Below are 23,353 nucleotides of genomic sequence, written 5' to 3' on the forward strand. Positions count from 1 at the left end.
GACGACGAGGGACCAACGATGAGCAACGGCAATGGGGTCGCGGCGACCCTCGGCACGGCCGTCGAGGCAGTGGCCGACACGGCAAAGGCGGTTGGTGGCGCGGTGTCCAGGCGTGCGTCCACCGCGGTGAAGCAGGCGAAGCAGGCCGCCGGCGACACCGGGAAGGCGGTGGCGAAGACCGCCGTCAAGGCGAAAAAGGTGGCGGGCAGGGCGAAGAAGGCCGTAGGCAAGGCGAAGAAGGCCGTGGCGAAGCGCGTCGCGGGGGCCAAGGAAACCCTGGCCGCCACCAGCGCCAGCGCCCGGGCCGAAGCCGCCGCGCTCAAGCGCAAGCGCGCGGCGAAGAAGGTCGCCAAAAAGGCCGCGAAGAAGGCCACCGCGAAGAAGGCGGTGGCGAAGAAGGCCGGCACCCGGCCATCGGTGGCGAAGAAGACGGTGTCGAAGAAGGCCGTCGTCAGGACGTCCGCGGCGAAGAAGGCGACCGCGAAGAAGGCGCCGGTGAAGAAGGTCGCCGCGAAGAAGGTCGCCACGAAGAAGGCCCCGGCAGGAAAGGCGGCCGGCGCGAAGTCGACCGCCCGCAGGGCGGCGCCGCGCAAGCCCGCCGGAAACTAGCAACCGGCCCGGCCTCCCCGCCCCGCGGACAGGGGGAGGCCGGGCACCCACGAACACCAGGAAAACGCGTCATGGCCGTCAGGATCGAGAAGAAAATCACCGGTTACTCCGTCGCCACCGAAGGCGACAGGCCCGCGCCCGCGCCGGCCGCGGACAGCGCCCAGCAGGCTGCCCCGGGGCGCCCGAAGGCTGAAGTCATCCAGATGCACGAGCGCATCGAGCGCCCCGAGGTGCTGATCGGCAGCACCTACAAGATCAAGTCGCCGCTGGTGGAGCACGCCATGTACGTGACCATCAACGACATCGTGCTCAATGCCGGCACCGAGCACGAGTCGCGGCGCCCGTTCGAGATCTTCGTCAACTCCAAGTCGATGGAGCACTTCCAGTGGATCGTCGCGCTCACCCGGATCATGTCGGCCGTGTTCCGCAAGGGCGGCGACGTGACCTTCCTGGTCGAGGAGATGAAGGCGGTGTTCGACCCGCGCGGCGGCTACTTCAAGGCCGGCGGCGTGTACATGCCCTCGCTGGTGGCCGAGCTCGGCGCGATCGTCGAGGAACACCTGAAGTCGATCGGCATGATCCACGACCCGGAGCTGAGCCCGGCGCAGCGCGCGCTGATCGACGAGAAGCGCCGCCAGTACGAAGCCCGCTCGAAAAAAACAGTGACGCCGGCGTAGCCGCGGCCGACGCCGGTCCGGTGGGGGCACTGCTCGCCGACCAGGGCGCCGACCGCAGCGGCGAGGACGTCGCGGTGACCGGCGAAGGCACCAGCTTCCCGCCCTCGGCCACCATGTGCCACAAGTGCAGCACCAAGGCCGTGGTGATCATGGATGGATGCGCGACCTGCCTGAACTGCGGCTATTCGAAGTGCGGATGAGGACCGCCGCGAGCCAGCTCGCAGCGTAGTACTCCGCTCCAGCGCGGGCGGCTCAGGCCGCCCGCGCTTCCTGCGCCAGCGCCGCGCCCACCAGCCGCTCCAGGTAGTCGAAGTACCCGCGCAGATAGCCGCCGCCGGCGCCGCCTGCATCGAGCAGGAAGGGGTTCATCAGGGTGTGTCGCAGGACCACGATGCGGTCGCGGTCCTCGCCGCCGTCGTCGAGCGCGTCCGCCTCCAGTCCCAGCGCGGCGAGCACGCGCGCGGTGTCCTCCGCGCCCATGGCCTCCGGGCGCAGCGTGGTCATCGAGCCGAAATATTCGCCGCGCTGCAGCGGCTGTTCCGGGCTGGCGCGCAGCGCGTCGTGCAGGCCGCGCATGAAACGGTTCATCCGCGCCACGTCGCGGTTGCCCTGTGGATTCATCGCCAGGCAGACCAGGTTGCAGTCGGGCGCGAACGGCACCGCCACCGTGGCCAGCGGCGCGATGCGCGCGATGAAGCCGCGGGCCTCGTCCATGAACGCTTCGGCGGCCAGGATGCCCTGCGCCTGCAGGCGGCCGAAGTTCCCGTGGTCGAGCGGCAGCACGCGGTGGGTGACGTAGACCGCCGCCGCGTTCGCGCCGGGCTTCGAGCCTTCCGGGATGTAGCGGCCGAGCTGGCGGTGGCGCTGGAAGAAGTCCGTGGCCGGTGCGCCGTCGAAGACATAGTCGGCGTCCTCGGCCAGCAGGCCGATCGCGCGCTGGTCGCGGCACAGGAAGGCGCCCGAGCCGTAGGGCAGGTAGCCCAGCTTGTGCGGGTCGATGGTGACCGAGTCCATGCGCGGGATCGCGGCGAAGGCGCGGTGCACCTCGGGCCGCGGGAACTCGCGGAAGCCGGCGCCGACCTCGTCGCGTGTGCGCAGCCCGCCGTCGGCATTGCGGAACAGCGACGCCAGGTAGCCGCCCCAGGCCGCGTCCAGGTGCAGCGAGAAGCCGAGCCCCCGCGCCTGCATGCCGTCACGCGCGTCGGCGAGGCGGTCGAGCGGGTCGATGGTTCCGAACTCGGTGCTGCCTAGCACGCCGACCGCCATCAGCACCGGCTGCCGCAGGCGCAGGCAGTCGTCGAGCGCCTCCTGCAGCGCGTCCACGTCCAGGCGCATGGCCTGGCCGGGGATCAGGGCCAGCTGGGCGCGCCCGAGGCCCAGCATCTTCATGCCCTTGCTCCAGGAATAGTGGGCGGTGGCAGGTGCGAAGACGCAGGGCGTGGAGAGCTGTGGATGGCGGTCGAGGAAGTCGGACAGGCCCAGGGTTTCGATGCGCTGTGCGTCCACCCGGCGTTGCCATCCTTGTCGCTCCCGCGGTGCGAGCGCGTCGCGCCAGTCGCACCAGGCGGCGAACAGGGCGGTGGCGACGGCGGGACCGGTGTTGAACGCCTCCCAGTCCTCGTCGGGCACGCCGGGCAGGGGCACGCCGGCCGCGCGCAGTGCCACCGGGAAGGCCTTCAGCGCCAGCGCCAGGCGCAGGCCCTGCAGGTTGGCCAGGGTCCCGCCCGAAGTGAGGTGGCCGAAGGCGCAGTCGTCGTGCGCCGGATCGGCCGGCCAGCCGAGCATGGCCGCCAGCTGCAGCCCGGCCTTGAGCTCCAGGTCGATGGTGATGGGCGCGGCGTCGGCGCTGACGTTGTTGGGGTTGTAGGGCAGGGCCAGCATCTGCGCCGCCAGCCCCGGGATCAGCAGGTCGCTGACCATGTGTCCGAGGTAGCGCGGGCTGTGGAAGGGCACGCTGCGCTTGAGCGCCGCCGACAGCAGGTGGAGTTCGCGCCGCAGGCGCGACTCGAACTCGATGTAGTCGGGGCGCCGGTTGGCGCCGGTGGGGATCGCCGGCAGGTCCTCGGGATGCAGATTGCGCCGCCAGTAGACGTGATCGCGCAGGAACTCGACCACGAGCGATTCGAGCAGCTGGTCGTTCTCGCCGTAGGGACCGAGGAAGCAGGGGTAAAGGGCAGGCTGGTTCATGGCGGCGGCCCCGCGGCCGTGACTGGAGCGCCCAGCTTGGCGTCCCGTCGCGGACCCCGCCTTGAGCGGGATCAAGTGCGGGGCGTACGCCGGATCTCGCGCGACGCGACGCTCAGCCCGGCGGCAGGGCCGGGAACTGCGTGGTCATGCGCGGGCCGTCGGCCAGGCCCCAGCGGATGGCGATGCGGCGCAGTCGCGCCTCGGTCTCGTCGCGCAGGCCCGCCGGAGCCAGCCGCATGATCGCGTCGTGCCGCTCGGCCCAGGCGTTGGCATGGGCGAACAGGTCCCGGTGCCTGAGCTGCAGGTCCGCCATCTCGTCCTCGAGTTCGGCGATGGCCTGTTCGAGCACGGGATCGGTGGGGGTGGCGGACGGGGAGCCGGTCATCGCGGTGCTTCGGGATAAAACGAGTGAATGTGCCTGCCGACGGATGCATCGCCCATGAACATCACCCCTCGGCCGCTGGCGGGACGAGCTTCAGCAGACGGCCCTGCCCGCCCTCGCCGCCGCCGTCCTCCAGCAGCCACAGGCCGCCCTCCGGGCCCTGTCGGACCGCGCGGATGCGGTGTCCCATGTCGAAGCGCTCGGCCTCGCGCGCCGCCGTGCCGTCGAACTCGATCCGCACCAGCGACCGCGAGGACAGACCGCCGACGAACGCATCGCCCTTCCATTCCGGGAACACCTCGCCGTCGTAGATCACCAGGCTCGAGGGCGAGATCACCGGCGTCCAGCTGATCGTCGGCGCGATGAACTCGGGGCGCGTCGCATGGTCCGGGATCGAGCGGCCATCGTAGTGGTCGCCTTCGGACACGATCGGATAGCCGTAGTTGCCGCCCCGTTCCACCAGGTTGAGCTCGTCGCCGCCGGCGGGGCCCATCTCCACCTCCCACAGCCGCCCCTCGGCGTCGAAGGCCATGCCGAGCACGTTGCGGTGGCCCAGCGACCACACCTCGGCGGCCACGCCGCCATCGGCCTCGAAGGGGTTGCCCGCGGCGGGGCGGCCGTCGTCCTCGAGACGCAGGATCTTGCCCATGTTCGAAGTCATGTCCTGGGCGGGGTCGAACTTCTGCCTCTCGCTCGAACTCAGCCACAGCCGGCCCTCGTCGTCGAAGGCGATGCGATGGCCGTAGTGGCCGCGGCCGTTGACCTTGGGCACCTGGCGCCAGATCACTTCCAGGCCTTCCAGGCGCCCGCCACCGGCCTCGTCCGGCACGAGCCTGGCGCGCGCCAGCGCCGCGCCGCGGGTGTCGTTTTCGCCGGCTTCGGCATAGCTGAGGTAGACTAGGCCGTTCTCGGCGAAACGCGGATGCGGAAGGACGTCGCCGAGGCCGCCCTGGCCGCCGTAGGCGACCGCAGGCACGCCGGACACCTCGCGGGTGGCGCCGCTTTCGACGTCGACCAGCTGCAGCCGGCCCTTCTTCTCGGTCACCAGAAGGCGGCCGTCGGGAAGGAAGGCCATCGCCCAGGGCTCTTCGAACACGGCGATGACATCGACTTCGAAGGGGCGACCGTCGGCCGTGGAGGCGTCGCCGTTGGCTGCGATGCTCACGGTGGAGCCTCCTGCGGCTGGAGCTTCCGCTGCCGGGTCGACCCCCGGACGCGCGCCACAGGCGGTGGCGGCCAGGGCAAGCGCGGAAGCGGCGGCAAGGGCATGCAGTTTCATCGTGGTCTCCGGACAGGGCAGCCGCCAGTATCCGGCAGGCGGCGGCCGTGCGCACGCCCTGGCAGGCAGGACCCGCACAGCCGCGGAAGCGATGCCGCCGCCGTGCCGTTTCCCGGATAATCGCCCGATGGCCAGTATCAAGATGGTCGGCTTCGACGCCGACGACACCCTCTGGCGCAGCCAGGACTATTTCGACCGGGCGCAGCGCGATTTCGAAGGCATCATCGCCGCTTACGTCAATGGAGATGCCCGCACCGCCGAGCGCCTGTACGCGGTGGAGAAGGCCAACCTCGCCGTGTTCGGCTATGGCGTGAAGGGCATGGCACTGTCGATGATCGAGGCCGCGATCGACATCACCGGTGGCCGCATCAGCGCCGCCGACGTGCACCGCATCGTCAGCCTCGCGAAGGACATGTTGCGTCACCCGGTGGAGCTGCTGCCCGGCGTGCGCGAGGCGGTCGAGGCCGTGGCCGCCGAGCTGCCGGTGGTGATGATCACCAAGGGCGACCTGTTCCACCAGGAGGCGAAGGTGCGCGATTCGGGGATGTCGTCCCTGTTCAGGCGCATCGAGATCGTCAGCGAGAAGGACGTGCCGACCTACCGCCGGCTGCTGGAAGAGTTCGCGATCGCCCCGTCGGAATTCGTGATGGTGGGCAACTCGCTGCGTTCCGACATCGCGCCGGTGCTGGAGATCGGCGGCTGGGGCATGCATCTGCCCTACCACCTGACCTGGGAACACGAGCGCGAGGCGGTGGTCAGCGCCGCCGATGGCACGCGCCTGCGCACGCTGGAGTCCGCGGCGGAGCTGCCCGCCGCACTGCGTTCGGTGGCGGCCGCCTGATCCGCCCGCGGCCATGTGCATCACGCCCGGCTGCGGCACAATCGGGCGATGCCCCGCCTCCCTGTCATCGCGCTCGCACTGCTGCTGGCCGCACTCGCCGCCGGCTGCGGGCGCGGCCAGGATGCGGACGGCGCGCACCCGGACATGGACGCGGCCGGGAGCGTGCTGGAATGGCGCGGCAGCCTGCCCTGCGCGGACTGCGAGGCGATCGACACCCGGTTGCTGCTCGAGCGCCGCGGCGACGAGCGCGTGTACGAGCTGATGGAGGTGTACGTGGCCGTGGACGGGGACATGAGCTTCGAGGAATCCGGTCGATGGAGCCTCGACGACGGGCTGCTGGACCTCGAGGCGGCCGGCGGCGGAGTGCGCCGCTACGGGCTGGTGCAAGGGGGCGCGCTGCAGGTGCGCGATCCGCGCGGGCGCACCTATCCCGGCCGCGAACACGATCTGCTGCTGCCCGCGGGCCATCACCCGTGAATGGAGACCCCATGATTCCCCGCCTGTCCCTGCTGCTCGCCGGCCTGCTGTGGCTGCCGGCCTCCATCGCCGCCCCGGTGCGGGACCAGGCCGCCGGCCCGGTGCCGGTCGCGGGCCAGGCCAGGGACCAGGATCCGGACCAGGGCCAGGGCCAGGGCCAGGGCCGGCCGGCACCCTGGGCGCCGCGCACCGGCGACGCCGTGGTCGATGCCCGGCTTGCGGACATCAACCTGTACGCGCAACGTTTCCCCGACGCCTTCGTCGACGAACTGGTGCGTTATTTCGACGCGCCGCGGCCGCTCATGGAGGAGCTGCTCGGCAAGGGCACTCCCGGCGGCGACCTCTACTACGCCTGCGCCCTGGCCAGGGTGACCGGGCGGCCCTGCCGCGGAGTGATCGAGGGCTGGCAGGCGGACGGTGACCAGGGCTGGGAGGCGGTGGCGCGCCGTTTCGGCGTCGAGCCCGGCGACGAGCGCGCGCGGCGCCTGCGTGCGGGCATCGGCCAGAGCTACGCGCGCTGGGGGCGGCCCCTGCCCGGAGGCTGAACCGGAGCGGCGGTCGGGCGGGCTTGACCTTCCCATGATGGGAAGGTCTAGGCTTGTCACCGGTTTCTCTCCTTGAAGGATGGCCGGGCGATGGCGCATCGGGACATCGAACTCGCGGTCGAAGGCATGAGCTGCGCTTCCTGCGTCGGCCGCGTGGAGCGGGCGCTGCAGGCGGTGCCGGGAGTCTCGGGCGCCAGCGTCAATCTCGCGACCGAGCGCGCGACGGTCCAGGGCGCCGTGCCGGCGCAGGCCCTGGTCGAGGCGATCGGCAAGGCCGGCTACCGCGCCACCCCCATCGACCGCGCCGCCCCCGTGGGCGAAGACGAGGGCGCCGCCCGGCGCGAGGCCGAACGCATGGCGCTCGGCCGCGACGTGCTGCTGGCCGCCGCGCTGGCGCTGCCGGTATTCGTCCTCGAGATGGGCACGCACCTGGTGCCGGCGATGCACGATTGGGTGACCCAGCACATCGGCATGCAGCGCAGCTGGTTGCTGCAGTTCGTGCTCACGACCCTGGTGCTGCTGTTCCCGGGCCGCCGCTTCCACGCCGCCGGTTTCCCCGCGCTGCTGCGCGGGGCGCCGGACATGAATTCGCTGGTGGCGGTCGGCACCCTGGCGGCCTGGGCCTATTCGGTGGTCGCCACCTTCGCGCCGGGCCTGCTGCCGGCCGGCACCGTCAACGTGTACTACGAGGCCGCCGCGGTGATCGTGGTGCTGGTGCTGCTCGGTCGCTACCTCGAGGCCCGCGCCAAGGGCCGCACTTCGGAGGCGATCAAGCGCCTGGTGGGCCTGCAGGCGACAGTGGCCCGCGTGGTACGCGACGGCCGCGCAGTCGACATCCCGATCGCCGAGGTCGCGGTGGGCGACCGGGTCGAAGTGCGCCCCGGCGAGCGCGTGCCGGTCGATGGCGAAGTGATCGACGGCCGCAGCTGGGTGGACGAATCGATGATCACCGGCGAACCGGTGCCGGTGGAGAAGTCTCCCGGCAGCGAAGCCGTCGGCGGCACCGTGAACCAGAAGGGCGCCTTCACTCTGCGGGCCACCGCCGTGGGCGGGCGGACGGTGCTGGCGCAGATCATCCGCCTGGTCGAACAGGCGCAGGGCTCCAAGCTCCCGATCCAGGCGATGGTCGACCGGGTCACGATGTGGTTCGTACCCGCGGTGATGGTCGCGGCGCTGCTGACCTTCGTCGTCTGGCTGCTGCTCGGCCCCGAGCCCGCGCTCACCTTCGGCCTGGTCAACGCGGTGGCGGTGCTGATCATCGCCTGCCCCTGCGCCATGGGCCTGGCCACGCCGACCTCGATCATGGTCGGCACCGGCCGCGGCGCCGAACTCGGCGTGCTGTTCCGCAAGGGCGAGGCGCTGCAACTGCTCAGGGACGCGCGCGTGGTCGCGGTGGACAAGACCGGCACCCTCACCGAGGGACGCCCGGCGCTGACCGACCTGGACGTGGCGGACGGCTTCGAGCGCGGCGACGTGCTGCGGCTGGTGGCGGCGGTGGAGTCCAGCTCGGAGCATCCCATCGCGCGCGCGATCGTCGATGCGGCCGAAGCCGAAGGCATCGAGGTGCCGCGACCCGGGGGCTTCGAATCGATCACCGGCATGGGCGTGCGTGCGATGGTCGACGGCCGTCGCGTGGAGGTCGGCGCCGACCGCCACATGCGCTCGCTCGGCCTCGACGTCGCCGGCTTCTCACCCGTCGCGGAACGGCTGGGCAGGGAAGGAAAATCGCCCCTGTACGCGGCCATCGATGGCCGTCTGGCGGCGATCATCGCGGTCGCCGATCCCGTCAAGCCCGACACCCCCGCCGCCATCGCGGCCCTGCACGGGCTGGGCCTGAAGGTCGCGATGATCACGGGCGACAACGCCCGCACCGCGCAGGCCATCGCCGACCGCCTGGGCATCGACGAAGTGGTCGCCGAGGTGCTGCCCGAGGGCAAGGTCGAGGCGGTGCGCCGGCTCAAGGGGGCGCACGGCCGCCTGGCCTTCGTCGGCGACGGCATCAACGACGCGCCGGCGCTGGCCGAGGCCGACGTCGGCATCGCCATCGGCACGGGAACCGACATCGCGATGGAGGCGGCCGACGTGGTGCTGATGTCGGGCAGCCTGCACGGCGTGCCGACCGCGATCGCGCTGTCGAAGGCGACCATCGGCAACATCCGCCAGAACCTGTTCTGGGCCTTCGCCTACAACACCGCGCTGATCCCGGTCGCGGCGGGGGTGCTGTACCCGGCCTTCGGCATCCTGCTGTCGCCGATCCTGGCGGCTGGCGCGATGTCGCTGTCGAGCGTCTTCGTGCTCGGCAACGCGCTGCGGCTGCGGCGGTTCCGGCCGCCGGGGATGGCGGGATGAAGCGCGCGGATCCGCCGCGCGGGACGGGCCGCGCATGAACATCGGCGAGGCCGCACGCGCCTCCGGCGTGTCGGCGAAGATGATCCGCTACTACGAACAGGCCGGCCTCGTTCCCGAGGCCGATCGCAGCGAGGGCGGCTACCGCATCTACGGCCCTTCGGACGTGCACCGGCTGCGCTTCATCCGCCGCGCCCGCGACCTCGGCTTCCAGGTGGCCGAGATCGCCGAGCTCCTCGACCTGTGGGACGACCGTTCGCGCCGCAGCGCGGACGTCAAGCGGCTGGCGCAGGCGCACATCGACGACCTCGAAGGCCGGATCGCGAAGCTGCGGCAGATGGCGGACACGCTGCGCACGCTGGCCGACTGCTGCGCGGGCGACAGCCGGCCGGACTGCCCGATCCTCGCCGGGCTGGAGGACGGTGAAGCCCCCCTGGCTGGCGACGCCCCGTGAACGCGTCCCGCAGCCTGTCAGGGATCCCGGGCCGGCTGCGGCGGAAAGCCGGCGTCGACCAGCGCGGCCTCGATCTCCTCGCGCGTGGCGGTCGAGGTGACCTCGACGGTGCGGGTGGGCGGGTCGGCCTCGATCACGGCATCGGGATCCACCGCGTGGATCGCAAGGGTCACGCCGCGGACGCAGCCGCCGCAGGTCATGTCTTCGAGATGGAAGCGCATGGGAGTCTCCTTGGGGGATGAGGGCACCAGTCTGCGGCCTGCCACGGTGGCAAGGTCAAGGCGAGGCCCGCGCCGACCCTTTGCCGGCAGGACGGCGGACTAGAATGTGCGCATGACCCCCGTCGATCCGCGACCGGGCGACCCCGTCCCGGTGGAGTCGCCCTACGCCGCCTCCATCCGCCTCTCCGTCGCGCCGATGATGGACTGGACGGACAGCCACTGCCGCGTCTTCCACCGCCTGCTCGCGCCGCATGCGCGGCTCTATACCGAGATGGTCCACGCCAACGCGGTGATCCACGGCGACCGGGCGAAGCTGCTGGCGAGGGATCCCTCCGAGCATCCCGTGGCCCTGCAGCTCGGCGGCAGCGAGCCGGCGCTGCTGGCTGAGGCCGCGCGCATCGGCGCGGACCACGGATTCGACGAGGTCAACCTCAACTGCGGCTGTCCTTCCGACCGCGTGCAGGCCGGCCGCTTCGGCGCCTGCCTGATGCGCGAGCCGGCGCTGGTCGCCGACAGCGTCGCGGCGATGATCGCCGCATGCGACGTGCCGGTGACGGTGAAGTGCCGCCTGGGCGTGGACGACGACCACGACTACGGCCGCTTCCTCGACTTCGTCGACACGGTGGCGTCCGCCGGCTGCGGCATGTTCGTCGTCCACGCCCGCAACGCCTGGCTGAAGGGCCTGTCGCCGAAGGAGAACCGCGAGATCCCGCCGCTGCGCTACGACTGGGCCTACGCGCTCAAGCGCGACCGGCCGGGGCTCACGGTCGTGGTCAACGGTGGCATCGCGGACGCGGCCGAGGCCACCGCGCACCTCGACCATGTCGACGGCGCCATGCTCGGCCGTGCCGCCTACCACGACCCCTGGCTGCTGCACCGGCTCGACGTGGCCTTGTACGGCGGCGAGCTGTCCACGCGCGCCGACGTGCTGCGCTCGATGCGTCCCTACGTGGAAGACCAGCTGGCGCGCGGAGCGCAGCTCAAGCACATCAGCCGCCACCTGCTCGGGCTGTTCCACGGCGAGCGCGGCGGCCGCGCCTTCCGCCAGGTGCTGAGCGAAGGCGCGCACCGGCCGGGCGCCGGCTGGGCGCTGCTGGAGGAGGCGATCTCCCTGACCGCCCTGTTGCCCGCGCCCACGGCCGAGTGACCCGCGCGGATGCCTTGCCGAGGACTCTTCCCATGCTGACCCGCGACATCGGAACCTTCCTGGCCTTCGCGCGCGATTGCGCGCCGGACTTCGGTCCGGCCACCGCGCGAGCCGCGTTCCTGGTCGCACCGGATGGCTTCGGCCGGGCCGAAGAGTCGGCCACCGACAACCTCTACATGGCATCGGCCGGTTTCGACGCAACGCGCGCCTCGGCCCAGCACCGCGAGCTGCAGCGGGCACTGTCGGCGGTGGTGCCGACGCTCTGTTTCCCGGGCGATCCGCACGCGCCGGACGCGCTGTTCCCGAACAACGTCTTCGCCACCGCGCCGGGCGTGCTGGTGGTCGGCCGCATGCGTCATCCGGTGCGCCGGCGGGAGGCCGAGCGGCCCGACATCCGCGGCTTCTTCCGCGACGTGCTGGGCTATGCGGTGCGCGACCTGTCCACCCAGCCGCATCCCTGCGAGCTGACCGGGGCCCTCGTCATCGATCGCGCGCGCGGACTCGGCTTCTGCGGGCTGTCCGAGCGCTGCGATGAAGAAGGGGCACGCCTGATGCACGAGGCGCTCGGCCTGCGCGCCACGCTGGTCTTCGACCTCGCGCCCGGCGAGTACCACACCAATGTCCTCCTGGCCGTGCTGGCGGGGCGTGCCGCGCTGGTCTGTCCTGCCGGCTTCGCCGACCCCGCGGTGGCCGCGGCGGTGGCGAGCCTGTACGCGCCGCATGCGATCGAACTGTCGGTCGAGGAGCAGGCCGCCTTCGCGGGCAATGCCATCAGCCTGTCGAGCGACGTCGTCTGGATGAGCGAGCGCGCGTCGAAGGCCCTGTGTCCGGGCGGCCGCGGGGCGCTGGCGGCGGCAGGCTTCGAACTTCGGGCGCCGGCGCTGGATGCGATCGAAGCCGCGGGGGGTTCACTGCGCTGCTGCGTGGCCGAGATCTTCTGAGGGAGGGCGCTCCGGACCAGCCTGCCTGAACGGGGCGGGACCGCATCCGGAAAAGTTAAGGGGTAATTCACCGCCTGCTTCCGAGAATCATCCACTGCTTCCGCGATCCCGGCTGCCCGGGCTCGTAACTTTCTGTATTCTTTCGGAAATGGCCGTCATGACCCCTCGTCCACTGCTGCCGGCACTGTGCCTTGCGGCCGCATTCACGCTGGCGGCAGGTGCGCATGCCGACGACGGCCGCCGCCAGGGCCGCGGCAACGGTCCTGGAGCGCAGTCCGCCGAGGCTCCCCGCATGCGCGCGGCGCGTCATGACGCACTCGCCGACTCGGTGCGCCGCGTGCAGAGCCGCACCGGCGGCCAGGTGCTGAGCGCCGAGCGCGTGCCCTTCGACGGTCGCGACATCAACCGCGTCAAGGTGGTCGACGAACGCGGGCGGGTGCGGGTCTACATGGACGATCCCGCCTCACGCCGCCCGCCGCGCCCTACACGTGGCGACGACGACTGAATGCGGCACCCTGTCAGCAATCCAACTCCCGGCGGCGGCGCGTCCGCCGCGGGACATACCGGAGAAATCGATGCGCATCCTGCTGGTTGAAGACGAAGCCCCGCTGCGGGAGACCCTGGCCGCCCGCCTGAAGCGCGAGGGCTTCGCCGTCGACGCCGCGCAGGACGGCGAAGAGGGCCTGTACATGGGCCGCGAGGTGCCCTTCGACGTCGGCATCATCGACCTCGGCCTGCCGAAGATGTCGGGCATGGAGCTGGTCAAGGCGCTGCGCGACGAAGGCAAGCAGTTCCCCGTGCTGATCCTTACCGCGCGCTCGAGCTGGCAGGACAAGGTGGATGGCCTCAAGCAGGGCGCCGACGACTACCTGGTGAAGCCCTTCCACGTCGAGGAGCTGCTGGCGCGGATCAACGCGCTGGTCCGCCGCGCCGCGGGCTGGAGCAAGCCGACGCTGGAATGCGGTGCGGTGGTGCTCGACCTGGCCGCGCAGACGGTCAGCGTGCACGGCCAGAACGTCGACCTCACCAGCTACGAGTACAAGGTGCTCGAGTACCTGATGATGCACGCCGGCGAGCTGGTCTCGAAGGCCGACCTGACCGAGCACATCTACCAGCAGGACTTCGATCGCGACTCCAATGTGCTCGAGGTCTTCATCGGCCGGCTGCGCAAGAAGCTCGATCCGGACGGCACGCTGAAGCCCATCGAGACCGTGCGCGGCCGCGGCTACCGCTTCGCGATCCCGCGCAGCAACGAAGGCTGAGCCCGGAGGGCGCGCCGCGCGCGCGCCCGACGTGCGTGGAGGCGGCGTGGGGCAGGCGCGCAGGGAACGGACACTGGGGTGGCGGCCGCGCTCGCTGCAGGCGCGACAGCTGCTGGCCGCGAGCCTGGGTCTGCTGGCCTTCCTGGCCGCGGCCGGCTACGCCCTGGACCGCGCCTTCGTCGACGTCGCCAGCCAGCTCCAGCGCGACCGGCTCCGCAGCTATGCATCGGCCTACGCCGGTGACATCGAGTTCGATCGCGGCGGCAACCTGATCCCGCCCTACACCCAGCCCGACGAGCGTTTCGACCGCCCCGGAAGCGGCCTGTACGCCGAGGTGGTGCTGCCCGGAGGCGGCTGGTCCTCGGAATCCACGCGTGGCCCGCAGCTGCCCGAGGCGGAACTGCTGGAAGGCGGCGCGGAGAAGTTCGAGGGGCCGCTGCCCATCACCCGCGCCGACGGCACCTATGGCGAGGTGCTGCGCTACGGCAAGGGCTTTGTGTGGGACCTCGAGCAGCGACCCGAGGCCGAGTTCCCGTACACCATCTACATCATGGAGGACGCCGGCACGCTGCCGCAGCAGGTGCGCGTGTTCCGCGCCGCCCTCTGGGGCTACCTCGGCATCGCCGGCCTGGTGCTGCTGCTGGTGCAGGCGCTGGTGCTGCGCTGGAGCCTGCTGCCGCTGCGGCGCGTGGTGGCCGAGCTCAAGCGCGTGCAGGCCGGCCAGGCCAACCGCATGAGCGAACTGCATCCGCGCGAGCTCGAGCCGCTCACGGAGAGCATCAACGCGCTCGTCGAGAGCGAGCGCCAGAACCTCGAACACCAGCGCAACACCATGGCCGACCTTGCGCACAGCCTGAAGACGCCGCTGGCGGTGCTCCGCACGCGCCTGGAAAGCGACGCCACCGAGGCCGAGTTGCGCGAGGAGGTCGCGACGCAGGTGCAGCGCATGAACGAACTGGTCGGCTACCAGCTCGGGCGCGCGGCCTCGACCGGGCACGCCCTGTTCGCCGCCCCGGTCGAGATCGAGCCCCATGCCGAGCAGATCGTGCGCGGCCTGGAGAAGATCTACGCGGACAAGGGCGCGGTGTGCGAGTTCGAGATCGATCCCGCGGCGCGCTTCCACGGCGAACCCGGCGACCTGCAGGAGCTGCTGGGCAACCTGCTCGAGAACGCCTTCAAGTGGGCGCATTCGCGCGTCCTGCTGACCGCGGAAGTCGGAGAGTGCGCGCCGCGGCGGCCGGGGCTGGTGCTCGCGGTCGACGACGACGGCCCGGGCATCCCGCCCGAGCGCATCGCACACGTGCTGCAGCGCGGAGTGCGAGGCGACGAGCGCGTGCAGGGCCATGGCATCGGGCTGTCGATCGTGCAGGACATCGTGCGCGGCTACCGCGGCGAACTCGAGGTCGGCGCATCGCCGGAGCTCGGTGGCGCGCGCTTCCTGGTGCGGCTGCCTCCGGGGCTGTAGCGGTCAGGCGGTCGCGAATGGCGACCGGCCATAGAGCCGCCGCAGGTGCGCCGCGACCACGGGCTGCTCGCGTTCAAGCAGCGCCGGGTCGCTGAAGTGGTATTCGCTGCAGACCGCGAAGAACTCCTCCGGGGCCTCGGCGGCGTAAGGGTCCAGTGCGGTGTGCAGACCGCGGTCGACGCGCGCGGCGAAGGCGTCGTAGGCCCGCTGGAAATCCCGCGCCCACTCGCGCTGCCAGGCGCGCGGCAGGGGCGGGGTGCCGTCGAGCACGCCGTCGAGCGCGTCGAGCTTGTGCACCATCTCGTGCACCGCCACGCAACAGCCGTCGCGGGGGCTCTCGAGGTCGGCGGCCACATCCGCCCAGGACAGCACCAGCGGCCCGCGCTCCCATGCCTCGCCGGCCAGATCGTCCTCCCACTCATGCATCACGCCGGCGGCGTCGACGTGGCTGCGGTCGACGCGGAACGCGTCCGGGTACACCAGCAGCTGCGACCAGCCGTGCAGGCCTTCGGCGCCGAACTCCAGCAGCGGCAGGCAGCACAGCGCGGCGAGCGTGGTGCGCTCCACGTCGCCGAGCGCGAGTTCGCCGAGCGGAGTGATCTCCTTGTCGCGCAGGAAGCGGGCGGCCAGTGCGCGCAGGCGCGCGGAGCGGGCTTCGTCGAGCGCGGCCACCCATGGGACGCCGGCGCGGAGGGACTGCCAGATGTCCGGGGCGACGTCAGGGGGCGGGCGCCGGAACAGGCGCCTGATCATGCCGCGCTCCTAGCGGAACATCCCCGGCAGGAAGCTGTGCCAGCGCGGCGGGCGAGACGCTTCGGAGTCCGCGCCGCGCGGTGACACCGGCTTCTCGGGTTCGATGCGCCGGGTGGTGCGGACCGGGTCGACGTCGGGTTCGGCGCCGGTCGCGTAGTCGGTGCTGCAGCTCGAGCCGTCGCCGCCGGGCCCGGCCATGCGTGCTTCGCGGGCCTCGGCCGGAACGGCGAGGGAGAGCAGGGTCATGGCGATGAGGGCGCGGACGAACATGGCGTGGGCCTGTACGGTGACCGGGTCAACTCCCCGATCATACATGGACTGCGGTGGCGCCATGCGCCGGCACCGGGGCCGGCGGCCAGGTGCGACAATCGCTCGATGTCCGCCCACGCCGACGTCGATCCGCCCAGCGAAAGTGCCGCCGCCGAGAAGGCGCTGCTGCTGCGCCTGCGTGCCGGCCCGGTGTCGGGCGATGCGCTCGCCCGCGAGGTGGGACTGACCCGGGCGGCGGTGTGGAAGCGGATCCAGGCCCTGCGCGCGGCCGGAGTCGCCATCGCGGCGCAGCCGGGACGCGGCTACGCGCTCGAGGTGCCGCTGGACCTGCTCGATGCCGGCGGCATTGCCGCCGCCCTGCCGGCCGCCCTGCGCGCGGCCGTGCACGGGCCGGAGGTCGCCTGGAGCATCGACTCCACCAACAGCGCGCTGATGCGCCGGCGTACGCCGCCACGCGGGGTCGAAGTGCTGCTGGCCGAGCGCCAGTCCGGCGGTCGGGGGCGGTTGGGGCGCGACTGGGCCTCGCCGCTGGCGGCCAACCTCTACCTCTCGCTGGCGCGCGCCTTCGAAGGCGGTCTCGCGCGGCTCGGTGGCCTGGGCCTCGTGGCCGGCGTCGCCACGGCGGAGGCGCTGCATGGACTGGGCTACGGCGCGGTGCGGCTGAAGTGGCCCAACGACCTGGTGGTGATGGATCCCGCCCGCGGTGCCCTGCGCAAGCTCGGCGGCCTGCTGGTGGAGGGCGGCGGGGAGCAGGGCGGCCCGGTGCGGGCGGTGGTCGGCATCGGCCTGAACGTGCGCATGCCGGCCACGGCGGCCGCGACGATCACCCAGCCCTGGTGCGACCTCGCGGCGCTGCCGCATCCCGCGCCGCCCTCGCGCAACGCCATCGCCGCCGCGCTCGTCGCCGGCCTTGTGCCGGCGCTGGACCTGTTCGACCGCGAAGGACTGGCGCCGTTCCTGTCGCGCTATGCGGGGCTGGATGCGCTGGAAGGGTGCGACGTGGAGGTGCGGGCCGGAACCATGGCCTGTGCGGGAACGGCGCTGGGCGTGGCGGGCGACGGCGCGCTCCGCGTCCGGATCGACGGCGTCGAACGCCTGTTCCACGCCGGCGAGGCCAGCCTGCGCGTGCGAGCGGAGACGACATGAGCGACTGGCTGTTCGATCTGGGCAATACACGGCTGAAGCTGGCGCCGTTCGATGGGGACGGCCCCGGCGCCGTGGTCGCACATGCACACGTGCACGAGGGCCTCGACCCGGCCTGGACCTCGACCCTGCCGCCGCGAATCGAGATCGCCTGGCTGGCCAGCGTCGGCCCGCCGGCGCTGCGCGCCGCGCTGCTGCAGGCGCTGGTGCCACGCGCCGCACGCGTGGTCGAGGTGCGGGTGGAGCGGCGGATGGCGGATGTGGTGATCGGCTACGCCGAGCCGACGCGACTGGGCGTCGATCGTGCGCTGGCGCTGGTGGGTGCGCGCGGGCGCACGCCCGGCTGGGCGCTGGTGGTCGGCGTCGGCACCGCACTGACCGTCGATCTGCTCGATGCCGGAGGACGCCATCACGGCGGCAGCATCGCGCCGTCGCCGACGCTGATGCGCGCGGCGCTGCACGCGCGGGCGCCGCAGCTGCCGCCCGCGGGCGGCGTCGACGGCATCTTCGGCACCGATACCGCGGACGCCCTGGCCGCGGGCTGCACGGGCGCGGCGCTCGGCCTGATCGAGCGCAGCCGGGCCGCGGCCGCCCGGCTTGCGGGGACGACGCCCGCGGTGCTGATGCACGGAGGTGGCGCCGCCGCGCTGTTGGACGGGGTGGACGCCGCGGTGCACGCACCGTCGCTGGTGCTCGAGGGCCTGGCGCGGCTGGCCCGGCAGCCGGCGGCCGCGGGCTAGAATCCGCGGATGCCTGCGCGCGCGCTGCTCGTCCTCCTGGTCATGCTCAACATCGGCATCGCCCTCTGGTGGGTGCTTCGTCCGGCCGCGGAACCGTCCGGGTCCTGGTCGCCCCCGGCCGGGGTGCCGCGGCTGCGCCTGTTGGGCGAACAGGAGGGCGCGATGGTGGATGTGGCGCGGCAGGTCGAGGCTGAGTCTGTCGCTTCCGCTTCCGCTGTCGCTGGCGCCGGGCTGCGCTGCGTGACCTTCGGTCCGTTCGACGGCGCGGTCGCGGCGACCGGTGCGCGCGAGGCGCTGCAATCCCTGGGCGCGTCACATATGCGCGTGCGCGAGGTGCCCGGGACACCGCGGGGCTGGCGCGTGCTGATTCCGCCGCAGGCCGACCGTGCGCAGGCGGACGCGCTGGCCGCGCGGATCCGGCAGGCAGGCTTCGACGATCTGATGGTCATGTCCTCGGGCGAGGACGCCAACGGTATCGCGCTCGGGCTCTACCGCAGCGAGTCCGCTGCCGGGAGACGCGAAGCGAACCTGCGCGCCGCCGGCTTCTCCGCGCAGACGCAGCGCTGGGGTGACGCGGCGACCACGCACTGGCTGGACGTGGCCGCGGCCCCCGGCTTCGATGCCGACGCGGCCCGCCGCGCCGCCTCCGCACCACGGCTGCAGGAGATCGAGTGCGCCGGCGTCGTGGAGTCCGCCGCCGCGCGCTAGAATGCCGCAGGTTGCCCGCGGCGCATCGGGCCGGCATAGCTCAGCTGGTAGAGCAACCGCCTTGTAAGCGGTAGGTCGTCCGTTCGATCCGGACTGCCGGCACCACTCGTCCTGCACGCCACACCGGAGGCATCCATGTCCCTGAAGCCGCAGCCCGTTTCCGTGTTCGGCGCGCCCACCGACGTCGGCGCCGGCCGGCGCGGTGCGTCGATGGGGCCGGAAGCGCTGCGCGTGGCGGGTCTGGTGGAAGCACTGGTCAGGCGCGGCGTGGATGCGGTGGACCGCGGCGACGTCGCCGGGCCGCGCAATCCCTGGCAGAAGCCGGTGGACGGCTACCGCCATCTCGACGAGGTCGTCGCCTGGAACCGCGCCGTCATGGCGCTGGCCAGCGCCGAACTCGAGGCCGGGCGCATGCCGGTGATGCTCGGCGGCGACCACTGCCTGGCGGTGGGCTCGATCGCCGCGGTCGCCCGCCACTGTCGCGCCACGGGCAAGCGCCTGCGGGTCCTGTGGCTCGACGCGCACGCGGACTTCAACACGTCGGCGATCACGCCCTCGGGCAACGTCCACGGCATGCCCGTGGCCTGCCTGTGCGGCCTGGGCCCCGACGCGCTGGTCCATCTCGGGGGGCCGGGGCCGGCGATCTCGCCTTCCGAGGTGCGGCAGATCGGCATCCGCTCGGTGGACGCCCAGGAGAAGCGCCTGGTCCGCGAGCACGGGCTGGACATCTACGACATGCGCTACATCGACGAAGTCGGCATGAAGCAGGTGATGGAAGAGGCGCTCGCCGGCCTCGACGCCAACACCCATCTGCATGTGAGCTTCGACGTCGACGTGCTCGATCCCGCCATCGCGCCGGGCACCGGCACACGCGTGCCCGGCGGACTCGACTACCGCGAGGCGCAGCTGATGATGGAGATGATCGCCGACGCCGGCGGCGCCGATTCGCTTGACCTGGTCGAAGTGAACCCTGCGCTGGACAAGCGCAACCGCACCGCGCGCCTGGCGGTGGACCTGGTGGAAAGCCTGTTCGGAAAATCCACGCTGATGCGCGACTGAATCCGCGCCTGAATGGATGCCCGGACGCGGGTGCCACCGCGTATCGTCCTCAACGCGGATTTCACCGATGGCTGCGTCTCATGGCGTTACCGCGGGCGCCGCCCGGCGGATCCTACGAGGAGACTCCCATGAAGCGCATTGCAATCCTGATCCTGGCTTCGATCTTTTCCGCCGGCATGCTCGGAGCCTGCAACACCGTCGCGGGTGCGGGCAAGGACGTACAGAAGGTGGGCGAGAAGGTCGAAGAGGCCGCCGACGAGACCGGTGCCACCGATCCGCTGTAAGCGCGGTCATGGAAGTGAAGGCCGGGGCAACGAATCCTTGATCCGATCGATATGGCGCCCTACCCGATGATGAACGTCGATCCACCGCAAGGCGGAGATCGATCCCCCAACACGAAGAGGTGACACCATGAACAAGGACATCATTGCCGGCAAGTGGACGCAGCTGAAGGGCCAGGCGCAGGCCAGGTGGGGCGACCTGACGGATGACGTGTTCGACGTCGCCGAGGGCAACAGCGAGTACCTGGCGGGCAAGCTGCAGGAGCAGTACGGCTGGGAACGCGACCGGGCCGAACGCGAGGTCCGCGAGTTCGAGAAGACCCTCCACTGAGCGTCACCGCGACGCGTCCGCACCAATATGCGAAGGGCCGGCAAACGCCGGCCCTTCGCATGTCCAGGGGCACCGGCGCTCGCACCGCGGGCTAAAATGTGGCCATTCCCCTCTTTCCGGCCACTGAATGAGCCTGCGCGTCCTCACCGGCATCAAGCCCACCGGCGTCCCCCACCTGGGCAACTACGTGGGCGCGATCCGCCCGGCGGTCGCGGCCAGCGCGGCGCCCGGCGTGGAGAGCTTCTTCTTCCTGGCCGACTACCACGCCCTGATCAGCACCCAGGATCCGCAGCGCGTGCAGCGCTCGACCCTGGAGATCGCCGCCAGCTGGCTGGCCTGCGGGCTGGATCCGGAGCGGGTCGCGTTCTACCGCCAGTCCGACGTCCCCGAGACCACCGAGCTGACCTGGCTGCTCTCATGCGTGGCCGGCAAGGGCCTGCTCAACCGCGCCCATGCGTACAAGGCGGCCGTGGACCGCAACCGCGCCGAAGGCGCCGACGACGATGCCGGCATCACCGCCGGCCTGTACATGTACCCGGTGCTGATGGCCGCCGACATCCTGCTGTTCAATGCGCACAGGGTGCCGGTGGGGCGCGACCAGGTGCAGCACATCGAGATGGCGCGCGACTTCGCGCAGCGCTTCAACCATCTTTACGGCGAGCACTTCACCCTGCCGGAGGCGGCGATCGAAGAGCAGGTGGCCACGCTGCCGGGTCTCGACGGACGCAAGATGTCGAAGAGCTACGACAACGTGATCCCGCTGTTCGCGCCGCGCGAGCAGCTGCGCAGGCTGGTCTTCTCGATCGTCACCGACTCGCGCGTTCCCGGTGAGCCCAAGGACGTCGAAGGCTCGCCGCTGTTCCAGCTCTACCAGGCCTTCGCGTCCGCGGACGAAACTGCGGCCATGCGCGCTGCGTATGCCGACGGCATCGGCTGGGGCGAAGCCAAGGAGCGTCTGTTCGAGCGCATCGACACCGAGCTGGCGCCGCTGCGCGGGCGTTACGACGCACTGGTGGCCGATCCCGCCGCGATCGAGCGTGTGTTGCGCGCCGGCGGCGAGCGCCTGCGGGACGAGCAGGCGCGGCCGCTGCTTGCCAGGCTGCGCGAGGCGGTCGGGCTGCGCGACCTCGGTGCGCGCGCCGCGGCGGCGGCGGAAGGCGAGGCCGCGCAGGCGGCACCGCCGGTATTCAAGCAGTACCGCGAGGCCGACGGTCGCTTCCGGTTCAAGCTGGCCGATGGCGAGCGCCTGCTGCTGCAGGGCGAGGACTTCGATTCGCCGCGCGACTGCGGTCGCGTCGTGGCTGCGCTGAAGTCCGGTGCCGCCGTTCCGCGGATCGACGCGGACGGCCGTGCATGGCTGGAGGATGCGCCCATCGGCGCGCTGGGCGAGGGCGTCGACGCGCCGGAGCTGCTGCAGGCGCTGCGGCGGTTCGCGGAGGACGCTGCGTGAGTGCCCTGGTCGAAGTCAACTTCACCTTGATCCTGTTCCTGCCCTGGTTCCTGATCCTCGCGACGCTGTTCTGGGTCTATCCGCGGCAGCCGCGCGGCCTCCCGCGCCGGCTCTACGACCTGGCCGCGATCCTGGCGTCGCTGGCGCTGTTCGTGGCCAGCCTGTACTGGTCGCACGACATCGCCGATCCTGCACACGGACGGATGTGGAAGCAGATCCTGTCGACCGCGCTCGGGTACGGCGTCTTCCTGGGCGCGATGCTGGTCGCGCTCATGCTGCGGACGATGGCGTTCCGCCGCCGCTGAGCGGCGACTACGGCCAGGCCGCAGCGGACTGCCGATCGCCGGCCACCGGACTGCGGCATGGTCCGCAAAGGGAAGGAAGGACGTGCAGGCGAACGACGGCATCACCATTATCGACACCGGTTTCGGCGACCGGCCGGCCTTCTGTGCCGCCTACCTCCTGGTCGAGGCCGGGCGCGCGGCATTCATCGACTGCGGCACCCTGCACAGCGTGCCGGTCATGCTGGCGGCGCTGGACAGGGCCGGGCTGGCGCGCGAGGCGGTCGATCACGTCATCGCCACCCACGTGCACCTGGACCATGCGGGCGGAGCCGGTGCGCTGCTGCGTGAGCTGCCGTCGGCGACGCTGGTCGTGCACCCGCGCGGCGCACAGCACCTGGTCGATCCGGCGAAGCTGATCGGGAGCGCGCGCGGGGTGTACGGGGACGCGCTGTTCGAGCAGACCTATGGAGGCATGGTGCCGGCGCCCGCCGAGCGGGTCGTCGAGGCCGCGGACGGGCAGGTCCTGGACCTTGCCGGCCGGCCGCTCCTGCTCGCGCATACGCCGGGCCATGCGCTGCACCACCTCTCGGTCTGGGACGAACGGACGCGCGCCTGGTTCACCGGCGACAGCTTCGGCATCTCCTACCGCGAGTTCGACGCCGGCGGCCGGCCGTTCGCGATCCCGAGCACTTCGCCGGTGCAGTTCGATCCGGTGCAGATGAAGGATTCGGTGCGACGCCTGCTGGCCGCGGAACCGGAAACCTGCTACGTGACGCACTACGGTGGCGTGCGCGACGTCCGGCGCGTGGGCCTGCGGCTGATCGAGCAGGTGGATGCGATGGTCGCGCTGGCGCAGTTCCTGGACGAGGCGCCGGGGCGCCACGAGGCCTTGAAGCAGGCGCTGACGAAGCTCTACGTCGATCGCGCGCGCATCCACGGCGTGGCCGAGCCGGAGCGGGTGGTGCCGGAGCTTCTGGAGATGGATATCGAACTCAATGCCCAGGGGCTGGCCGCCTGGCTGGAGCGCGAAAGGAAGAGGGCGGGCGAAGGAGCCTGACCGCGCCCCGCCGGCGCCGGGCGCGGCCCGGCGGAGCCGCGAGTGTCCCGTGGTCCGATCAGTCCCAGACGTTCGGCTCGGCGCGCGCGCCGGGGTCGTCCATCGGCACCACGCAGAAGCGTTGGCCGTCGGGCGCTTCCATCACCCACCAGCGCTTGACGAAGGCGATCCGGATCGCGCCCAGGGCCTCCAGGCGCGCGACTTCGGCGTCGATGTCGTCGGTCTCGATGTCCAGGTGCACCCGCGACGGGTGCTCGACCTTCTGCACTTCGATGTGCAGGTTTCCCGGCGTGCCGCCGAGCTCCGCGTAGCGGCCCGTTCCGCCCGAGTCCGGGTCGGCGATGGCCAGGCCCAGGGCCCGGCTCCAGAAACCGGCGGACGAGGCGAGGTCATCGCCCTGCGAATCGATGATGAAACCGGCGAGGCGACTGCGATGGGCCATGT

At 71.7% G+C, this 23,353-nt stretch carries 27 protein-coding genes, 1 tRNA gene and 1 pseudogene; 22 read left to right on the forward strand and 7 right to left on the reverse strand.

All coding sequences use genetic code 11. The features are described 5' to 3' along the window. Positions 1 to 18 precede the first annotated feature (18 nt). Together FPZ22_RS08870 and FPZ22_RS08875 are read left to right on the forward strand one after the other, a co-directional pair. On the forward strand, positions 19 to 609 hold the full coding sequence (locus tag FPZ22_RS08870) for a hypothetical protein (protein WP_144892254.1): 591 nt from the start codon (positions 19 to 21) through the stop codon (positions 607 to 609). 71 nt (positions 610 to 680) lie between these two features. Then, a pseudogene (locus FPZ22_RS08875) lies at positions 681 to 1,486 on the forward strand (TSCPD domain-containing protein). A gap of 52 nt (positions 1,487 to 1,538) precedes the next feature. On the opposite strand, the gene FPZ22_RS08880 reads toward FPZ22_RS08875, so the two are convergent. From FPZ22_RS08880 to FPZ22_RS08890, 3 genes are all read right to left on the reverse strand, one after another. After that, the gene (locus FPZ22_RS08880; protein WP_144892256.1) at positions 1,539 to 3,473 is read right to left on the reverse strand and encodes a pyridoxal phosphate-dependent decarboxylase family protein; all 1,935 of its coding nucleotides are present in this window, start codon (positions 3,471 to 3,473) and stop codon (positions 1,539 to 1,541) included. A 112-nt stretch (positions 3,474 to 3,585) separates the two neighbouring features. Continuing rightward, complete coding sequence (locus tag FPZ22_RS08885) at positions 3,586 to 3,858, reverse strand: hypothetical protein (protein WP_144892258.1); 273 nt, start codon at positions 3,856 to 3,858, stop codon at positions 3,586 to 3,588. Positions 3,859 to 3,919: 61 nt separating this feature from the next. After that, the gene (locus FPZ22_RS08890; protein ID WP_144892260.1) at positions 3,920 to 5,134 is read right to left on the reverse strand and encodes a PQQ-dependent sugar dehydrogenase; all 1,215 of its coding nucleotides are present in this window, start codon (positions 5,132 to 5,134) and stop codon (positions 3,920 to 3,922) included. Between the two features lie 127 nt (positions 5,135 to 5,261). Here FPZ22_RS08890 and FPZ22_RS08895 point away from each other — a divergent pair, with 127 nt between their 5' ends. From FPZ22_RS08895 to cueR, 5 genes are all read left to right on the forward strand, one after another. Further along, positions 5,262 to 5,975 carry an HAD family hydrolase gene (locus FPZ22_RS08895; protein ID WP_144892262.1) on the forward strand — a complete coding sequence of 238 codons (714 nt, stop codon included), beginning with the start codon at positions 5,262 to 5,264 and terminating at the stop codon, positions 5,973 to 5,975. A gap of 48 nt (positions 5,976 to 6,023) precedes the next feature. Beyond that, positions 6,024 to 6,452, forward strand: coding sequence for a copper resistance protein NlpE N-terminal domain-containing protein (locus FPZ22_RS08900; RefSeq protein ID WP_144892264.1), 429 nt, complete (start codon positions 6,024 to 6,026; stop codon positions 6,450 to 6,452). An 11-nt stretch (positions 6,453 to 6,463) separates the two neighbouring features. After that, positions 6,464 to 6,997 (forward strand): hypothetical protein, encoded by a 534-nt coding sequence (locus FPZ22_RS13800; RefSeq protein WP_210412661.1) that lies wholly within the window; start codon positions 6,464 to 6,466, stop codon positions 6,995 to 6,997. Positions 6,998 to 7,087: 90 nt separating this feature from the next. Then, a complete protein-coding gene (locus tag FPZ22_RS08910) occupies positions 7,088 to 9,346 on the forward strand; it encodes a heavy metal translocating P-type ATPase (protein ID WP_144892266.1) in 2,259 nt (752 codons plus the stop codon). A 34-nt stretch (positions 9,347 to 9,380) separates the two neighbouring features. Continuing rightward, positions 9,381 to 9,797 (forward strand): Cu(I)-responsive transcriptional regulator, encoded by a 417-nt coding sequence (gene cueR, locus FPZ22_RS08915; protein WP_144892268.1) that lies wholly within the window; start codon positions 9,381 to 9,383, stop codon positions 9,795 to 9,797. Between the two features lie 17 nt (positions 9,798 to 9,814). Here cueR and FPZ22_RS08920 read toward each other — a convergent pair whose 3' ends face one another. Then, positions 9,815 to 10,018, reverse strand: coding sequence for a heavy-metal-associated domain-containing protein (locus FPZ22_RS08920; protein WP_144892270.1), 204 nt, complete (start codon positions 10,016 to 10,018; stop codon positions 9,815 to 9,817). Positions 10,019 to 10,130: 112 nt separating this feature from the next. Between FPZ22_RS08920 and dusA the strand changes: the two genes are divergently transcribed. From dusA to FPZ22_RS08945, 5 genes are all read left to right on the forward strand, one after another. Continuing rightward, the gene (gene dusA, locus FPZ22_RS08925) at positions 10,131 to 11,165 is read left to right on the forward strand and encodes a tRNA dihydrouridine(20/20a) synthase DusA (protein WP_144892272.1); all 1,035 of its coding nucleotides are present in this window, start codon (positions 10,131 to 10,133) and stop codon (positions 11,163 to 11,165) included. A gap of 32 nt (positions 11,166 to 11,197) precedes the next feature. Then, positions 11,198 to 12,106, forward strand: coding sequence for an arginine deiminase-related protein (locus FPZ22_RS08930; RefSeq protein WP_144892274.1), 909 nt, complete (start codon positions 11,198 to 11,200; stop codon positions 12,104 to 12,106). Positions 12,107 to 12,263: 157 nt separating this feature from the next. Beyond that, a complete protein-coding gene (locus FPZ22_RS14095; protein ID WP_246120677.1) occupies positions 12,264 to 12,611 on the forward strand; it encodes a hypothetical protein in 348 nt (115 codons plus the stop codon). Between the two features lie 70 nt (positions 12,612 to 12,681). Further along, positions 12,682 to 13,368, forward strand: coding sequence for a response regulator transcription factor (locus FPZ22_RS08940; protein ID WP_144892276.1), 687 nt, complete (start codon positions 12,682 to 12,684; stop codon positions 13,366 to 13,368). A 46-nt stretch (positions 13,369 to 13,414) separates the two neighbouring features. Continuing rightward, complete coding sequence (locus FPZ22_RS08945) at positions 13,415 to 14,833, forward strand: ATP-binding protein (protein ID WP_246120678.1); 1,419 nt, start codon at positions 13,415 to 13,417, stop codon at positions 14,831 to 14,833. Positions 14,834 to 14,836: 3 nt separating this feature from the next. Here the strand turns inward: FPZ22_RS08945 and FPZ22_RS08950 are convergent, their stop codons facing one another. Next, positions 14,837 to 15,583: a M90 family metallopeptidase gene (locus tag FPZ22_RS08950; RefSeq protein ID WP_210412746.1), complete on the reverse strand. Its 747-nt coding sequence runs from the start codon at positions 15,581 to 15,583 to the stop codon at positions 14,837 to 14,839. Between the two features lie 12 nt (positions 15,584 to 15,595). Beyond that, positions 15,596 to 15,856, reverse strand: a complete 261-nt coding sequence (locus tag FPZ22_RS08955; RefSeq protein ID WP_144892280.1) for a hypothetical protein — start codon at positions 15,854 to 15,856, stop codon at positions 15,596 to 15,598. Between the two features lie 105 nt (positions 15,857 to 15,961). On the opposite strand from FPZ22_RS08955, the gene FPZ22_RS08960 reads away from it, so the two are divergent. From FPZ22_RS08960 to FPZ22_RS09005, 10 genes are all read left to right on the forward strand, one after another. After that, positions 15,962 to 17,002: a biotin--[acetyl-CoA-carboxylase] ligase gene (locus FPZ22_RS08960; RefSeq protein WP_144892282.1), complete on the forward strand. Its 1,041-nt coding sequence runs from the start codon at positions 15,962 to 15,964 to the stop codon at positions 17,000 to 17,002. Next, complete coding sequence (locus tag FPZ22_RS08965) at positions 16,999 to 17,739, forward strand: type III pantothenate kinase (protein WP_144892284.1); 741 nt, start codon at positions 16,999 to 17,001, stop codon at positions 17,737 to 17,739. The genes FPZ22_RS08960 and FPZ22_RS08965 overlap by 4 nt, the downstream gene beginning before the upstream one ends. A gap of 9 nt (positions 17,740 to 17,748) precedes the next feature. After that, positions 17,749 to 18,447, forward strand: a complete 699-nt coding sequence (locus FPZ22_RS08970; protein ID WP_144892286.1) for an SPOR domain-containing protein — start codon at positions 17,749 to 17,751, stop codon at positions 18,445 to 18,447. A 29-nt stretch (positions 18,448 to 18,476) separates the two neighbouring features. Further along, a tRNA-Thr gene (locus FPZ22_RS08975) sits at positions 18,477 to 18,552 on the forward strand. Positions 18,553 to 18,582: 30 nt separating this feature from the next. After that, entirely contained in the window at positions 18,583 to 19,506 is a 924-nt protein-coding gene (gene rocF / locus FPZ22_RS08980) for an arginase (RefSeq protein WP_144892288.1), read from the forward strand. A gap of 128 nt (positions 19,507 to 19,634) precedes the next feature. Further along, on the forward strand, positions 19,635 to 19,790 hold the full coding sequence (locus tag FPZ22_RS08985) for an entericidin A/B family lipoprotein (RefSeq protein WP_144892290.1): 156 nt from the start codon (positions 19,635 to 19,637) through the stop codon (positions 19,788 to 19,790). A gap of 127 nt (positions 19,791 to 19,917) precedes the next feature. Further along, a complete protein-coding gene (locus FPZ22_RS08990; protein WP_144892292.1) occupies positions 19,918 to 20,118 on the forward strand; it encodes a CsbD family protein in 201 nt (66 codons plus the stop codon). A gap of 127 nt (positions 20,119 to 20,245) precedes the next feature. Next, the gene (locus FPZ22_RS08995) at positions 20,246 to 21,568 is read left to right on the forward strand and encodes a tryptophan--tRNA ligase (protein WP_144892294.1); all 1,323 of its coding nucleotides are present in this window, start codon (positions 20,246 to 20,248) and stop codon (positions 21,566 to 21,568) included. Further along, on the forward strand, positions 21,565 to 21,873 hold the full coding sequence (locus tag FPZ22_RS09000) for a hypothetical protein (RefSeq protein ID WP_144892296.1): 309 nt from the start codon (positions 21,565 to 21,567) through the stop codon (positions 21,871 to 21,873). Before FPZ22_RS08995 ends, FPZ22_RS09000 begins: the two co-directional genes overlap by 4 nt. Before the next feature lie 82 nt (positions 21,874 to 21,955). Further along, positions 21,956 to 22,909: an MBL fold metallo-hydrolase gene (locus tag FPZ22_RS09005; protein ID WP_144892298.1), complete on the forward strand. Its 954-nt coding sequence runs from the start codon at positions 21,956 to 21,958 to the stop codon at positions 22,907 to 22,909. Positions 22,910 to 22,967: 58 nt separating this feature from the next. Here the strand turns inward: FPZ22_RS09005 and FPZ22_RS09010 are convergent, their stop codons facing one another. Then, entirely contained in the window at positions 22,968 to 23,351 is a 384-nt protein-coding gene (locus FPZ22_RS09010; RefSeq protein ID WP_144892300.1) for a VOC family protein, read from the reverse strand. Positions 23,352 to 23,353 lie beyond the last annotated feature (2 nt).

Origin of the sequence: Luteimonas granuli (genome assembly GCF_007795095.1) — a bacterium.
Classification (GTDB): domain Bacteria; phylum Pseudomonadota; class Gammaproteobacteria; order Xanthomonadales; family Xanthomonadaceae; genus Luteimonas; species Luteimonas granuli.